This window comes from Acidiphilium sp. PA (assembly GCF_026191915.1).
Classification (GTDB): domain Bacteria; phylum Pseudomonadota; class Alphaproteobacteria; order Acetobacterales; family Acetobacteraceae; genus Acidiphilium.
The window spans coordinates 103,591-118,403 of sequence record NZ_JAIMBY010000007.1; the positions used below are offsets into that span (position 1 = coordinate 103,591).

Sequence of the window (14,813 nt, forward strand, 5' to 3'; positions counted from 1 at the left end):
GTGTTGCCACGAACCGATCAAGACTGCAGGATAGCACAACCCGGCATCAGACCGGTTCGCAACAGCACGAGGAAACCGCCATGGCCAGCACGCTCCGCGCCGAAATCCCGGTCACCGAACTTCTCCGGAACGATCCGAAAAACTGGGGTCGCTGGGGTGACGATGACGAGGTCGGCGCCCTCAACTTCCTCACCCAGGCCGAAGTGCTGCGCGGCGTGCAGGCCGTCAGACAGGGCAAGACCTTCACCCTCCAGGTCATGATGGGTCATCCCGGCGGCGATCCGGTCTGGCCCGGCCGCGCCCAACCGGTCCGCGTCAACGTGATGGACAAGGGCCACTACCTCTGCGGCAAAGGCCCGGTATTTCCCGGCCACGCCGAATATGCGGACGACATGCTGATCATGTACCTCCAGGGCTCGACCCAATACGACGCGCTCGGCCACGTCTGGTGCGACGACACGCTCTACAACGGCTACGATGCCCGCACCACCGCCGGCAAAATGACCAAGGCGAGCGTCCTGCCGATCGCCGAACGCGGCATCGCCGGGCGCGGCGTCCTGATCGACATCGCCCGCCATCGCAACAAGCCGGTCCTCGACCGCGGCGAGACCTTCACCCATGAAGACGTGCTCGCCGCTGCCGCGCAACAGGGCACGACGATTGAAAAACACGACATATTGCTCATCCGCACCGGCTGGATCGGCTCGTTCTACGACCGCGACAAGGCGGAATTCTATAAGGATTTCATCGAGCCCGGCCTGACCTACAGCCCCGAACTGGTCAAATGGTTCCACGAGATGGAAATCCCCAACCTCGTCACCGACACCATCGCCAACGAGGTCACCGCCGATCCCGTCTCCGGCGTCGTCCTGCCGCTGCACAACGCGCTGATGCGCAATCTCGGCGTCACCTTCACCGAAATCGCCGCCCTCGACGCCCTGGCCGACGATTGCGCGGCCGACGGCCAATGGACCTTCCTCTACACCGCCGCCCCCCTCAAAGTCGCCGGCGGCACCGGCGCCCCGGTCAACCCCGTGGTGATCAAATAGGGCAGGGGCCGCGCCAATGACCGTCTACGACGACAAACCCTGGCTCGGCCTCTACGACCATGGCCAACCCGCCACCATCACCCCCGACTTCACCGACGCCCTGGCAATGTTCCGCGCCGCCGTCGCCCGCGCCCCGGACCGCGCCGCGATCCTGTATTTCGACGCGACCCTCACCTACGCCGAACTCGACGATCTGAGCGACCGCCTGGCCACCCACCTCACCACCAACGGCTTCGCCCCGGGCGACCGCTTCGCCGTCTTCCTCCAGAACGTGCCGCAATTCGTCATCGCCATCCTCGCCGCCTGGAAATCCGGCGGCATCGCCGTCGCGGTCAACCCCATGAACCGCGCCCGCGAAATCGCCGTCCTGTTCGCCGATTGCACGCCCAAAGCCGTGATCTGCCACGACGAAACCTACCATACCGTCTTCGATCCGCTCGACCCGGCCCTCCGCCCCGCCATCCTCATCACGACATCGGCGCTCGCATTCCAGACCCGCAACGATCCCCGTCTCTTCGCCAACGCCACCCGCCACCGCTTGCCCGACACCACCGACTTCGCCGATGCCATCGCGCACCCCGCCGCCCCGCCGCCAACCCCGCACTACCAACCCGCCGACATCGCCTTCCTGGTCTACACCTCCGGCACCACCGGCGTGCCGAAGGGCGCCATGAACACCCACGGCAACGTCACCTTCAACGCCCAGACCTATCGCGACTGGATCGAACTGGCCGAAGGCGCGCCGGTGCTCGGCATCGCCCCGCTGTTTCACATCACCGGCCTGATCGGCCACGTCGCCGCTGGCTTCCTCACCGCCGCCCCCCTGATCCTGTCCTACCGGTTCGAACCCGGCGTCATGCTCGACAGCATCGAGGAGCACCAGGCCGCCTTCACCATCGGCGCCATCACCGCCTTCATCGCCCTGATGAACCACCCGAACGCCACCCCCGAAAAACTGAAATCCCTGACCAAAATCTACTCGGGCGGCGCGCCCATCCCGCCCAGCGTGGTCACCGCGTTTCGCGAGAAATTCGGCCCCTACATCCACAACGGCTACGGCCTGACCGAAACCAACTCCCCCACCCACGTCGTCCCGCTCTCACGGCAAGCCCCGGTCGACCCCGCCTCCGGCGCCCTGGCCATCGGCGTGCCCGTCTACGACACGGTTTCCTGGATCTGCGACGACGAAGGCAATCCGCTCCCCCAGGGCGAAATCGGCGAAATCGTCACCCAGGGCCCGATGATCGTGCCCGGCTACTGGAACAAGCCCGACAAAACCGCCGAAGCCATCCGCAACGGCCGCTTCCACACCGGCGACGTCGGATTCATGGACGAACAAGGCTGGTTCTACCTGGTCGATCGCAAGAAAGACATGATCAACGCCGCCGGCTACAAAGTCTGGCCCCGCGAAGTCGAAGACGTGCTCTACACCCACCCCGCCATCCGCGAAGCCGCCGTAATCGGCATCCCCGACCCCTACCGCGGCGAAACCGTCAAAGCCGTCGTCAGCCTCAAACCCGACGCCACCGCCACCCCCGAAGACATCATCGCCTTCTGCAAATCCCGCATGGCCGCCTACAAATACCCCCGCACCGTAACAATAATCCCCGACCTCCCCAAAACCGTCACCGGCAAAATCCTCCGCCGCGAACTCAGAGACCCCGCGTAGGGCGGGGTGCGGCCTTCCGCACCCCACCGCCCAAAAGCCAGTAAAGCAAGGGCAGGACTTCTTTTTTGCAAAAAAGAAGCAAAAAACTTTTATGAATCGCGGTGATCGCCGCTCGATGGTCCGCGCACGCATCAAACCATCGTAGGGTGGGGTGCTCTTCCGCACCCCACCACTGTCACCCCGCATCACCCGTCCGGTCTCTCACCAAATCCGCCACCCATCTCCGCCCCGCCGCCCCAACCAGCCGGATAATCCCCCCGTGCCACCGCCCGCCGAAACGATGAAAACGGCCAATTCCCGGCATGGCCCACCAGCCCATGCTTGACCGGATTAAAATGACAATAATCCACATGACGCCTGAAATCAGCCTCATCCCGTATCGTGTGTTCCCAAAACCGCCGCTGCCACACACCGCGTTCGCCCTTGGCAATCCGAGAGGCGGATCGGCTTTCACCTTTCGCAAGTCTCACCGAGAAACCGCGCTTGATCAGAGCCCACCTCACGGAAAAATCGGCATCACCATCCGGCAATGTCCATACCGCATGCAGATGCTCGGGCAGCACAACCCATGCGTCGATGTTAAATGGATACAGCGCGCGGGCTCGTAAAACCGACGCGCGTAGGGCGTCAACCTCCTTGACCAGCAGGTCGCTGCGCCGGTCAGCCAAGGCGACGGTGAAAAAATATGTTCCGCCTGCGACGTGATTTCGCCGATACTCCGGCATTCGTTTACCATTTCGCTGTGCCCTCGGCATTTTGGCCCTGCAATGGTGGAGTGCAAGGAAAGGCGACGATATGAAAACGAAGATGCTTAGCCGGCGTAGGGTGGGGTGCTCTTCCGCACCCCACCACTTCACCAAACTTCGTCCTTCCGGTCTTCCACCGAATTCCCCACCCACGCCGCCCCAACCGGCCGAATCCGCCCCGCGTGCCACAGCCCGCCGAAACGATGAGACCGGCCAATCCTTGCCGTGTGCGACCAGCCCGTACCTGACCGGGTCAATGTGAACATAACCGCCAACGCGACGGCGAACACATACGGTCCGCCTTCAACGCGATTTCGCCGATACGCCGGCATTGACCGGCCATTTGGATGAACAGTCGGCATGATGGTGCCGGAGCGCGGGGTGCGGAACATCACCCAACCCTAAGTCGGCTGACAGGCGGTTTCGTGAGGGAGGGTGGATAATGGGTATCGCGCGATACCCATCATCCGTCTGGTGGTTCAACCTCTCATCAATGTTTGCGCCGTGAGCGGACGGCCAGGCCGAGACCGATCAGACCCGTCCCAAGCAACGCCAACGACCCAGGTTCCGGCACCGGCGTCGGCGCCGAGATCTCATAAACCCAAGACCCCCCACCGCCCCCGCCTTGACCGAAACTATTACCATTTGTTCCCCCCATGCCGCCGACTTCAAGGTCGAGCACCGTCCCGGCGGTCAACGTGATGTCGCCACTGACGGTCGCGCCAAGTCCGCCGACGAACTTTTGTCTAATTAAACTGATGCCGCCGCCGCCCTGGCCGCCGGAGGCGGTGAAATCGTAGACGCCGGTGGTGGAAACATCATAGCTCTGTGAACCGCCGGTATAGCTGAACGACTGTATGGAATTACCGAATTCGATAGAAATGGAGCCCGCGCCAGTATTTTTACCGGTAGTTCCCGAGATATTGCTGAACGCGGCGGCAAGAAAGGAACTGCCGCCGCCGCCGGCGCCCGCATTAGCTGGGGAATCGCCGCCGCCACCACCGCCGCCATTATAGCCGCCGCCGCCGCCGCCGCCGAAGCCGCCGCCGCCACCGCCACCGCCGTAGGCACCGGAGCCGCCACCATAAGCACCCGCCAAGCCGAACCCGGGATAGGCCAACCCCCCGCCCGCGAAGCCGTCCCCGCTGGGACCACCGTTACCAAGAGCGCCCGCGCCGCCCGCGCCGCCCGCGCCGAGACCACCGGCCCCACCCGACCCGTTCAAACCGGCGTTTCCACCAGGACTGCCACCGTTCTGAGCCACCGTCCCCGCCTGGCCCTCGCCGCCACCGACTCTATAGAACGCCCCACCACCCCCACCGGCGACCATCAACAGAATCGGATTGGCAAGGGCGTGCGCCGTCGTCGCGCAAAACAGGGTGGTCACGAGCAGGGCAATACGGGTCCGGGTCATGGTGGCTCCTTACGGGAAAAGAACGAACAAAAGTTACTGAGCAAAATCAATGCCAAAAATTTTCTCGTTTCAATTCAATGTCATAATGAACGCATGAAACCGTTAGTGTAAAAAATCCTGACACCCACCGCGCGTAACGCCCGGGCAAGGATCGGGCGACCCGCCGCACCCCACCCCTTTCAACGCCCGTCCTCCGTCCGGCATGGCACCACACTCACCACGAAGACGTTAATGAAAATAACTCTTGCTTAGCTCTACCCGAGCATGCTTATATCCGGCCGTGGATAGAACCCCAGCCTCAGCCGTCTCGACCGTGCCGATCAACGCCAGACTACAAGGCGTGTTCGACCACGTCTCGGCTCAGCGCGGTGCCGATGCCCTGAGCGACGCGATCGTGGACCTTATCCTCACCATCCTGAACATCCTGCGCAGTTTCCTCGAAACCTGCGCCTCACCATCCGCACCGGCACCAAACTGCCCGGCCCTCAACGCCACCATCCGCCCGCAACCCGAAGCCACGCCCCCGCGCCGTGCCACGTCCGCCTCACCGCATCCCGCACGCCGCCATCAGCGCCCGCCCGCCGCGAACCCGCCCGCCCCGAACCCGCCCATCTGCGCAACCGCCCAACCCACACCAACCGAACCCATCCCAAACCCCGTCACCACAGCGGTCGCCATCTCACCCTCGCGCCAGGCCCGCCCGCCAGACCCCCATCCGCGCCGCCAAACCGCACGCCCAGAGCACCGGTTCAAACACGCCTAATTCGTTACGATATCAAAACAAAAACTCAGTTCCCGCCCCGCCCCGCCCGCACCCGCGCGATATTCGCCAATTGCTCACCGAACGTCCGGGCAAACACATGCCCACCCGTGCCGGTCGCCACGAAAAACAAATCCTGCGTCGCCGCCGGGTGCAGCACCGCATCGATCGCCGCAATCCCCGGCGACGCGATCGGCCCCGGCGGCAACCCATGGTGCAGATAGGTGTTATAGGCGCTCGGCGTCGCCAGATCATGATCGGTAACCCGGTGGGGCAGGGCGGTCGCCTGCCCCTTGGTTACCGCGAAAATCACCGTCGGATCAGCCTGCAGCTTCATCCCCTGCGCCAGCCGGTTTTCATAAACCCCCGCAATCTTCGGCAACTCCGCCGCAACCGGCGTTTCCAGTTGCACGATCGAGGCCAGCGTCACCGCCTGTTGCGGCGTCTGCACCGGCAAATCCGGCGCGCGCGCCGCCCAGGCAGCGGCCAGCGCCCTGGTCATCGCATGCTGCATCCGCCGCAGAATGCTCTGCCGCGTCGCGCCATAGACATAATCATAGGTCTGCGGCAGCACGCTGCCTTCGGGTGGTGGCGCCACATGCCCGCGCGCTTCCGGCAGCGCATTGATGATCGCGGCAATCTGGATCGCGGTCAGACCTTCGGGAATCGTCGCCTTGTGCTGCACCACCGCGCCGGATCGCAGCGTATGCAAAATCCGCCGCAGGCTGCCATGCGCGACGAATTCAAACTCGCCCGCCCGCAACGGCCCCTGGCGCCGCGTGATCCAGGCCGCGAGCTCGAAAATAAGCGGATAGCGGATCACCCCGGCGCGCTTCAGTGTCCGCGCCACCGCCACCGTACTGCCCGGCGGCACCACGACATCGCGCGTCACCGCCAGCGCACCCGGAGCATAGTAGCTCTGCCGCACCGCCTGGTTGCCGATATTCGCCGCGACCACCAGCGCCATCAGCACCAGGATCAGCCGCCCGCGGCTCAACATGCGGCGCCGCCCGGTCAGTTGACCTTGCGGAACAGGATCGAGGCATTGGTGCCCCCGAACCCGAAACTGTTCGACAGCACGACATCGATCTTGCGGCGCTGCGCGGTATGCGCCACCCGGTCGATCACGCTCGCACGGCTGGGTTCATCCAGATTGAGGGTCGGCGGGGCGACGCCGTCCCGGATCGCGAGAATCGAAAACACCGCCTCGATCGCCCCGGCCGCGCCCAGCAGATGCCCCGTCGCCGATTTGGTCGAGGACATTGCAACGCCCCGCGCGGCATCGCCGAACAGGTTTTCGACCGCTTCCAACTCCAGATCATCGCCCATCGGCGTCGAAGTGCCGTGCGCGTTGATGTATTGAATATCGCCCGGCACCAGCCCGCCCGATTTCAGCGCCGCCTTCATCGCGCGGAACGCACCATCATGATGATCGGCCGGTGCCGTGATATGATGCGCATCGCCCGACATGCCGTAACCCGCGATCTCGGCATAGATCTTCGCACCACGCGCCTTGGCATGCTCGTATTCCTCCAGGAACACCACGCCCGAGCCCTCGCCCATCACGAAACCGTCGCGGTCCTTGTCCCACGGCCGCGAAGCCGCCTGGGGGCGGTCGTTGAACCCGGTCGAAAGCGCGCGCGAGGCGCAGAACCCCGCAATGCCCAGCGCGCACACCGCCGCCTCGGCACCACCGGCCAGCATGATATCGGCATCACCCAGCGCGATCAGCCGCGCCGCATCGCCGATCGCATGCACCCCCGTGGCACACGCCGTCACCGCCGAATGGTTCGGACCTTTCAGCCCGAACTTGATCGACACATTGCCCGAAACCAGGTTGACCAGCGCGGAGGGAATAAAGAACGGCGACAACCGCCGCGCCTTGCCTTCGTGCACCAGGACCGAAGCCTCATAAATCGTCTGAAGCCCGCCGATGCCCGAGCCGATCATCACACCCGCGGCGTAACGATCCTCCTCGGTCCGGGGCACCCAGCCGCTGTCTTCCATCGCTTCGGTCGCCGCGACCATGCCAAGCTGGATGAACCGATCCATCTTTTTCTGGTCTTTGACGCCGACCCACTCGCCCAGCGTGAACCCGCCATCGGCGCGCGTGCCAGGCGGCATCTCCCCGGCCACCTGGCACGGCAGATCACTGGCATCGAAGGCGGTGATCGCACCGATCCCGGAATCGCCATTGATCAGCCGCTGCCAGACCGGCTCGATCCCCACGCCCAACGGGCATGCGATTCCCATGCCGGTGACAACCACACGCCGCATCTTCATGTCCTGACACTCACGCTGCCGTCTCGCCGGTTACTCGGCTTTCTGCTTCTCGATGTAATCGATCGCGTCCTTGACGGTCGTGATCTTCTCGGCCGCGTCCTCGGGAATCTCGACGCCAAACGCCTCTTCGAACGCCATGACCAGCTCGACAGTATCAAGGCTGTCCGCGCCCAGATCATCGATGAAGGAGGCTTCAGGCGTTACTTTCGCTTCATCGACGCCGAGATGCTCGACAACGATCTTCTTTACCTTATCGGCGACTTCACTCATTCTCTGTGTGCTCCTGTAACGAAATTTTGGGCGGTCCATAGGCACGAACATCCCGGAGAATTCATGGCCAGCGCCATGTTCCGGTTTACTTGCGAAAGTCCGGCGCGCTTAGCATGGTTCATCGTGCCGCGCCAACCATGGCGCGGCGCTGCTAGATCATCGCCATCCCACCGTTCACATGCAAGACCGAACCGGTCACCCAGCCCGCGGCATCCGACGCCAGATACGCCACGGCCGCCGCCACATCCGCCGGCTGGCCCAGCCGGCCGAGCGGAATTTTACCGGCCAGGGCCGCGCGCTGCTCCTCGGTCAGCGCATCGGTCATCGCGGTCTCGATAAAGCCCGGCGCCACCAGATTGATCGTGATGTTGCGCGACGCCACTTCCTGCGCGAGCGCCTTGGTCAGCCCGATCAGCCCCGCCTTCGCCGCGGCGTAGTTCGCCTGACCCGGATTACCGGTCGAACCCACGATGCTGCCGATATTGATGATCCGCCCGGCACGGCGCCGCATCATGAATTTCAGCGCCGCCCGCGACAGGCGGAACGGCGCCGCCAGATCGACATCGAGCACCTGTCCCCACGCCTCGTCGCTCATGCGCAGGGTGAGCCCGTCGCGCGTCAGCCCGGCATTGTTGACCAGAATATCCACCTTGCCCATCGCGGCCTCGGCGCCGGCGATCAACGCCTCCGCCGCCTTCGGATCGGCCAGATCCGCCGCCTGTACATGGCTGCGCTCACCAAGCTCCGCCGCCAGCGCCGTCAGCGCCGCTTCACGCGTGCCCGACAGCATCACCGCCGCCCCCAGCCCGTGCAGCGTGCGCGCAATCGCAGCGCCAATCCCGCCGGACGCGCCGGTCACCAGCGCGGTCCTGCCATCCAGCCTGAACGGATCAGCCGACATGTTTGATCAAAGCCTCCAGCTCCGCCGGTGTGCCGCAATTCAGCGCCTCGGCCTCCGGCGCGATTCGCCGGATCAACCCGGACAGCACCTTGCCCGACCCCAGTTCGATGAACCGCGTCACCCCCAGATCGACCATGGCCGCCACCGATTCGCGCCAGCGGACCGTGGCCGTCACCTGCTCGACCAGCAATGCGGAAATCTCAGCCGGCTGCGTCGCCTTGGCCGCCGTCACGTTCGCGATCAACGGCACCACCGGCGCGCGCGGCGGTGTCGCTTCCAGCGCGAAGCGCATCGCCTCGGCCGCCGGCGCCATCAGCGCGCAATGAAACGGTGCCGAAACCGGCAGCTTCATCGCCCGCTTGACGCCGCGCGCCTTGGCGATCTCGATCGCCCGGTCCACCGCCGCCGCCGCGCCCGAAATCACCACCTGGCCGCCGCCGTTGTCATTCGCGACCGAAACCACGTCGGACCCGGCCGGCCCGCTCTCCGCCTCGGCGCAGATCGCGCGCGCGGCCTCCAGTTCAACGCCCAGCAAAGCGGCCATCGCCCCTTCGCCCGCCGGCACCGCGCGCTGCATCGCGTTGCCCCGCACCCGCAGCAACAGCGCCGCCTCGGCGACCGTGAACGCACCTGCCGCCGCAAGCGCGGAATACTCACCCAGGGAATGTCCGGCCACCACCGCGGCGCGCGCGCGCACCGCGACATGACCCTCCTGCTCCAGACAGCGCAGCACCGCCATCGACATCGCCATCAACGCGGGCTGGGCATTCTCGGTCAGCGTCAACGCCTCGGCCGGACCCTCGAACATCAGCCGCGAGAGCTTCTGCTTCAGAACCTCGTCGACCTCCTCGAACACCTCGCGCGCCGGCGCGAACGCCGCCGCCAGATCGCGCCCCATCCCGACCGTTTGACTGCCCTGACCCGGAAAAATAAAGGCGTTTACCGCCATGAACCCGTCTCCTGCTCTTGGGCGCGGGGTAGATTGGGACGGCGCGCAAGTCAATTCTGGGCCTGCCACGGCCGGTAGATGGGCGGCCTGAGGTGTGCGGAAGAAAGCTCTTCTTTTTTGGAAAAAAGAAGCAAAAAACTTTTATCTGTTTGGTGCGGCGGCGTTTTTCGGGTCGTCGCCGGACATCGGCACGTTCGTTCTGTTCGGGCGCTGCTACCCGGTTTAGAAGTGACGTTCAAACACCTCGATCACGTCACCCGGCGCAATCAACGCCGTCGCCGGGGCCCGATATTCGACCGAGCGCCCGTGGCGCACACGAATGACCCCGACCCGCGACTGCAGCGCCCGGTCAGTAAAGCCGTTGGCGATCGAGACCGCCGTCAGCACCGTCATGCCCGGCTGAAACGGATACTGGCCGGGCTTGTTGACCTCACCCAGAATCGAAAACGGCCGATACCGCCGCACATCGACCGCGACCTCCGGTCGGCGCAGAATGCCGCGCCGCACCAGCCCCGCCGCAATCGCCCGGCCGAGTCCGCTTGCGGTATGGCCGGCCGCGCGCACCGGCCCGAGCAGGGGCACATCGATCATGCCGGCGGCGCTGACATCGTAATCGGCGCTCAACTGCTTCTGGTCGAACACCACGACCCGCACCCGGTCGCCGGTGCCGAGCCGGTAATTCCGCGCCGATGTCGCCGGCAGCGGCGGCAGATCGCCGCCCGCCGCGCACCCGCCCAGCATCGCCACGCCCCAACAAGCCATTGTCCGCAGCATCAGGCTTCGACGCCCGGATGAGTCTCGCAGCATCATCATTCACAACCTTCGAGGGCAAACGATTGAACAGCAACTTAAGATTGACTTAACGCGAAATCGGGGCAACAATCACACATTATTTGTTGCATCGCAAAAACAGGCCGGTGACCCAATCCCATGACGTGCTCGGCTCCCGCTGCTGAAAATCCGTCATCCCGATGAGCGAGGTCGGATCATTGTCGCCCGCCGCCTCGCCCCGACCGCTCCTGGCCGGCGCGCTGACACTGCTGACCGCGCCCGACCCGCTGCAACCGCTCCGTGCCATTCGCCGCCACTGGCGCCTGACGGCGCTGATCACCATCGGCCTGCCGGCGCTCGTCGCCCTGGCGCTCACGCGTCAGCCGCCCACCTACACCGCCACCGGTACCCTGCTCTACGCGCCGCTCGACTTCAACCCGAAATTGTTGCGCGGCGTGCTCGAAACCAGCCAGGTGACCGATACGCTCATGACCAGCCAGATCGCCGTGGTGCGCAGCACCGCCGTGATCGAGAGCATGATCGACCGGCTCGATCTGGCGCACACCCCGCCGTTCAATCCCGCCCTGGCGCCATCGCCACGCTGGCGCCGCTGGCTCGGCCTGCCGCCCGCCCACGCCGCGCCGCTGTCGCACCGGGCGCTGGTCGATCGGGTCCGCAACGCCCTTGCGGTCACCGTCCCGTCAGGCTCGCAACTGCTGCGGGTCTCGTTCACCAGCACCGATCCGAAACTGGCCGCGCAGGCGGTCAACAGCGCGATGCAAACCTATCTCGCGCGCCAGCGCGACGATAATCTGACCATGCTCGACCACGCGCAGACCTGGCTGGCCCGGCGCGCCGCCACAACCGGGGCAGCGTTGCGCGCGCTCGATATCGCCATCGCCCGCACCCGCGCCGCCGCCGGCACCGAACGCGGCACCGGTGCCGCGCCGCTGACCAATCAGGAAGCCGGCCAACTGACCGACAGCCTGGCCCGCGCCGAGACCGATCTGGCCGCCGCCAGCGCGCAGTTGCAGGCGGCCGATGCCCGCGGCGGAACACCGGCGGCGGCGGCAGCGGCGATTGCGACGAACGTCGCACCGATGCGCGCCCGTGCCGCCGAACTCGCCGCCCGGCTTGGCGCGCTCGCCAGCACCGAGGGGCCGAACTACCCCGAATACCGCGCGGTCCGCCACCAGCTCGCCGCCCTGCAAGGCCAGATCGCCGCGGAGACCGCGCGTCAGGTCGAGGCGGCCCGCGCGACGATGCAGGTCGATCAGGCCCGCGTCGCCAGTCTGAAGGCGTCGCTTGCGCGGTTGCGCCGGCGTACCGCCGCCGAATCCATCCGCGCCGCACCGCTCGCCAGCCTGCTCGAACAGCGCACCGCCGAGCGCAGCCTGCTGCGCGAGCAGACCGAGCAGATCGGCACGCTGGAAAGCCAGAGCGTCCTGGCCAGGCCGGACGCCAGGATCATCTCGCCCGCCGACACGCCGGAGGTGCCGAGCGCGCCGCGCACCACCCTCATCATCGCCGGCGCGACCGTGCTCGGCTTCAGCCTCGGCATCATCGCCGCACTCGCGGCGGATTTGCTGAACGGCAGTTTCCGCTCCGGCGGCGAGATCCGCACCACGCTCGATCTACCCTGCATCGCCCTGATCCCCGAGGTCACGCGGCGCGCCCGGCGCGGGCTCGCCATGCCGGAATACACCCGGATGCACCCGTTCTCGCCGTTCAACGAGCAGATGCGCGCGCTGCGCACCAGCCTGTGGCTCGACCCGTCCGCGCCGCGCAGCCTCGCGATCACCGCAGCGCGACCGAGCGAAGGCAAGACCACACTCGCCGTCAGCCTCGCCGTCTCGCTCGCCGCCGGGGGCATGCGCGTGCTGGTGATCGATTGCGACATCCGCCAGCCGAGTTTCGATGCGGTGTTCAACCTCGGCGGCGCGCCGGGCCTGACCGATCATCTGGCGGGTCGCGTGCCGGCGGATGCGGCGATCCACCGGCTCCCCGATCTGCAGCTCGATGTCATGCCCGCCGGCGCCGTCGCGGCCGATGCGCTGTCGCTGTTCATGGCCCCCTCGATGCGCGCGCTGATGACCACCCTGCGCGACCGCTACGATCTGGTCATTCTCGATCTGCCGCCGGTGTTCGCCCTCGCCGAAAGTCAGGTTCTGGCGAAGGCCGCCGATGCCACCCTGCTGTGCATCCGTTGGGCGGAAACGCCGCGCCGGGTGGTTGCCGCGGCTCTCACGCTGCTCGATCAGGCCGGCATCAGGGTCGCCGGTACCATCCTGACCCGGGTCGATGGCGCGCGCCACGCCCGCGCAGGCTTCGCTGATTCCGAACTCTATCATCCACGCTATGGCGGTTATTTCAGATCTTGACGCCCGTCCGGCGGGGCGGCTGCGCACCGGCTTCGATGCTCCCGAAGCCGCGCTGCTGGGCGCGGCCACGCTGCTGATGTTGTGGCCCGCGCTCTACAACGGGTTTCCGCTGATCTTCTCGGACACCGGCACGTATATCTCGCAGATGATGGAGCACCATCTCGGCTGGGACCGGCCGCCCTATTACAGCATGTTGCTGCTCGCGCTCGACTGGGGGCACAACCTGTGGCTACCGACGATCGCACAATGCGCCGTGACCGCGTGGATGATCCGGCGCACCCAGCGCATGGTGGCACCCCGCGCGGGCCTCGGCGCCGGCGCCCTGCTGCTGGCACCGCTGGTGTTGCTGACCGCACTGCCCTGGACCGCGGCGCAGATCATGCCGGATATTTTTACCCCCCTGATGGTGCTCGCCTTCGCGATTCTGGTGCTCGATGACCGGATGAGGCGGCGTGAGCGGCGATCGCTCGCCCTGCTGATCACGCTCGCGATCATGGTGCATCTGAGTAATCTGCCGATCTATGCAGGGCTGTGCCTGTGCGTGCTGGTGCTGCGCCTTCGCGCGCGCCCGCGCCCGGACTGGAAGCATCTGCTGCCCCCGCTGGCCATCGGCGTCACCGCGCTGATCGCGGTCAATCTGATCGCCTCCGGCACACCGTCGCCCTCGCCCTATGGCGACACCTTCGTGCTCGCCCGCCTGCTGAGCGATGGCCCGGCACGCGCCACCCTGGCACGGGACTGTCCGACGCAGCGCTGGGCGTTGTGCCGCTACCAGGCCGACCTCGCGCACAGTGCGGACCGGTTTCTCTGGACGGCGAACAGCCCGCTGTATCGCGCCGGCGGCCCGATCCATTTAATCGATCAGACCAACGCGATCGTGCGCGACACCGTCATGACATATCCGGCCGTGGTGGCGCGCAATGCCGTGCGTGACACGTTGCGCCAGATGGTCACCTTCGCGCCGGGCAGCGGCCTGCGCCCGTGGTCGGCCACGGCGGGGGCCACGATACGGCGCGATCTGCCCCCGGCAACGGTACGGGTATTTCTCCGCAGCCGGCAGGCCCGCCGGCGTCTCGCGATCGGCGAGCCGCTCGCCGCGATCGTCGCAACGGTCACGATCGCAGGGATCGTCGCGACACTGGCGTTCGTACTGTGGGCGGTCGTGCAAGCCATCCGCCCCTTCCGCGTCATTGCCGCGCTGCGCCATACCCGCCCGCTGAACAAGGATCGGCCGATCGATCACCGGCCGATCGATCACCGGTTGTTCTGGCTCGCCGGTTTCGTGCTGCTGGCGCTGGTGGGCAATGCGGTGGTCACCGGCAGCCTGTCCGGCCCGCACGACCGCTATGAGAGCCGCATCGTCTGGCTCGCGGTGCTGACCGGCGAGCTTGTGCTCGCGCGATGCTACGCGGCGTGGCGATCCCGCCCGACCAGCACCACCGCGTAAACCCGCCAGCGCGCAAAGCCGAACCGCCGCCGCCAGTCGATCAGATGGGCGGCCCGGAACCGCATGCCGAAATGCAGATCGATCGCGGCGAGCTGCGCATCGTTGAAACTGGCCGCCACCGCTGGCGGCACGGCTGCGAGAAACCGCGCCACGGCCACCGACCGCGCCATGGC

Annotated in this window: 14 protein-coding genes; 5 read left to right on the forward strand and 9 right to left on the reverse strand. The window is 66.2% G+C overall.

The window, feature by feature from the left end:
• Positions 1 to 80 precede the first annotated feature (80 nt).
• Both AruPA_RS11050 and AruPA_RS11055 read left to right on the forward strand, forming a co-directional pair.
• A complete protein-coding gene (locus AruPA_RS11050; RefSeq protein ID WP_265636748.1) occupies positions 81 to 1,049 on the forward strand; it encodes a cyclase family protein in 969 nt (322 codons plus the stop codon).
• Positions 1,050 to 1,065: 16 nt separating this feature from the next.
• On the forward strand, positions 1,066 to 2,718 hold the full coding sequence (locus tag AruPA_RS11055; protein ID WP_265636749.1) for an AMP-binding protein: 1,653 nt from the start codon (positions 1,066 to 1,068) through the stop codon (positions 2,716 to 2,718).
• A gap of 185 nt (positions 2,719 to 2,903) precedes the next feature.
• Here AruPA_RS11055 and AruPA_RS11060 read toward each other — a convergent pair whose 3' ends face one another.
• Positions 2,904 to 3,443 carry an REP-associated tyrosine transposase gene (locus tag AruPA_RS11060; protein ID WP_265636751.1) on the reverse strand — a complete coding sequence of 180 codons (540 nt, stop codon included), beginning with the start codon at positions 3,441 to 3,443 and terminating at the stop codon, positions 2,904 to 2,906.
• A 511-nt stretch (positions 3,444 to 3,954) separates the two neighbouring features.
• Positions 3,955 to 4,878, reverse strand: coding sequence for a PEP-CTERM sorting domain-containing protein (locus tag AruPA_RS11065; RefSeq protein WP_265636752.1), 924 nt, complete (start codon positions 4,876 to 4,878; stop codon positions 3,955 to 3,957).
• Positions 4,879 to 5,158: 280 nt separating this feature from the next.
• Here AruPA_RS11065 and AruPA_RS11070 point away from each other — a divergent pair, with 280 nt between their 5' ends.
• The gene (locus AruPA_RS11070; RefSeq protein WP_265636753.1) at positions 5,159 to 5,641 is read left to right on the forward strand and encodes a hypothetical protein; all 483 of its coding nucleotides are present in this window, start codon (positions 5,159 to 5,161) and stop codon (positions 5,639 to 5,641) included.
• 25 nt (positions 5,642 to 5,666) lie between these two features.
• Here the strand turns inward: AruPA_RS11070 and mltG are convergent, their stop codons facing one another.
• From mltG to AruPA_RS11100, 6 genes are all read right to left on the reverse strand, one after another.
• Positions 5,667 to 6,638, reverse strand: coding sequence for an endolytic transglycosylase MltG (gene mltG, locus AruPA_RS11075; protein ID WP_265636754.1), 972 nt, complete (start codon positions 6,636 to 6,638; stop codon positions 5,667 to 5,669).
• Between the two features lie 14 nt (positions 6,639 to 6,652).
• Positions 6,653 to 7,921, reverse strand: a complete 1,269-nt coding sequence (fabF, locus tag AruPA_RS11080; protein WP_265636755.1) for a beta-ketoacyl-ACP synthase II — start codon at positions 7,919 to 7,921, stop codon at positions 6,653 to 6,655.
• Between the two features lie 30 nt (positions 7,922 to 7,951).
• Positions 7,952 to 8,191, reverse strand: a complete 240-nt coding sequence (locus AruPA_RS11085) for an acyl carrier protein (RefSeq protein ID WP_029310940.1) — start codon at positions 8,189 to 8,191, stop codon at positions 7,952 to 7,954.
• A gap of 151 nt (positions 8,192 to 8,342) precedes the next feature.
• Positions 8,343 to 9,092 carry a 3-oxoacyl-[acyl-carrier-protein] reductase gene (gene fabG, locus AruPA_RS11090; protein WP_265636756.1) on the reverse strand — a complete coding sequence of 250 codons (750 nt, stop codon included), beginning with the start codon at positions 9,090 to 9,092 and terminating at the stop codon, positions 8,343 to 8,345.
• Complete coding sequence (fabD, locus tag AruPA_RS11095) at positions 9,082 to 10,041, reverse strand: ACP S-malonyltransferase (protein WP_265636757.1); 960 nt, start codon at positions 10,039 to 10,041, stop codon at positions 9,082 to 9,084. Before fabD ends, fabG begins: the two co-directional genes overlap by 11 nt.
• A gap of 222 nt (positions 10,042 to 10,263) precedes the next feature.
• Positions 10,264 to 10,815, reverse strand: a complete 552-nt coding sequence (locus AruPA_RS11100) for a polysaccharide biosynthesis/export family protein (RefSeq protein ID WP_265636758.1) — start codon at positions 10,813 to 10,815, stop codon at positions 10,264 to 10,266.
• Between the two features lie 197 nt (positions 10,816 to 11,012).
• Here AruPA_RS11100 and AruPA_RS11105 point away from each other — a divergent pair, with 197 nt between their 5' ends.
• Together AruPA_RS11105 and AruPA_RS11110 are read left to right on the forward strand one after the other, a co-directional pair.
• Positions 11,013 to 13,193: a polysaccharide biosynthesis tyrosine autokinase gene (locus AruPA_RS11105; RefSeq protein ID WP_265636759.1), complete on the forward strand. Its 2,181-nt coding sequence runs from the start codon at positions 11,013 to 11,015 to the stop codon at positions 13,191 to 13,193.
• Complete coding sequence (locus tag AruPA_RS11110) at positions 13,171 to 14,640, forward strand: hypothetical protein (RefSeq protein WP_265636760.1); 1,470 nt, start codon at positions 13,171 to 13,173, stop codon at positions 14,638 to 14,640. Before AruPA_RS11105 ends, AruPA_RS11110 begins: the two co-directional genes overlap by 23 nt.
• Here AruPA_RS11110 and AruPA_RS11115 read toward each other — a convergent pair.
• The gene (locus tag AruPA_RS11115; RefSeq protein ID WP_265636761.1) at positions 14,598 to 14,810 is read right to left on the reverse strand and encodes a hypothetical protein; all 213 of its coding nucleotides are present in this window, start codon (positions 14,808 to 14,810) and stop codon (positions 14,598 to 14,600) included. The two genes, AruPA_RS11110 and AruPA_RS11115, sit on opposite strands and share 43 nt — an antisense overlap.
• Positions 14,811 to 14,813 lie beyond the last annotated feature (3 nt).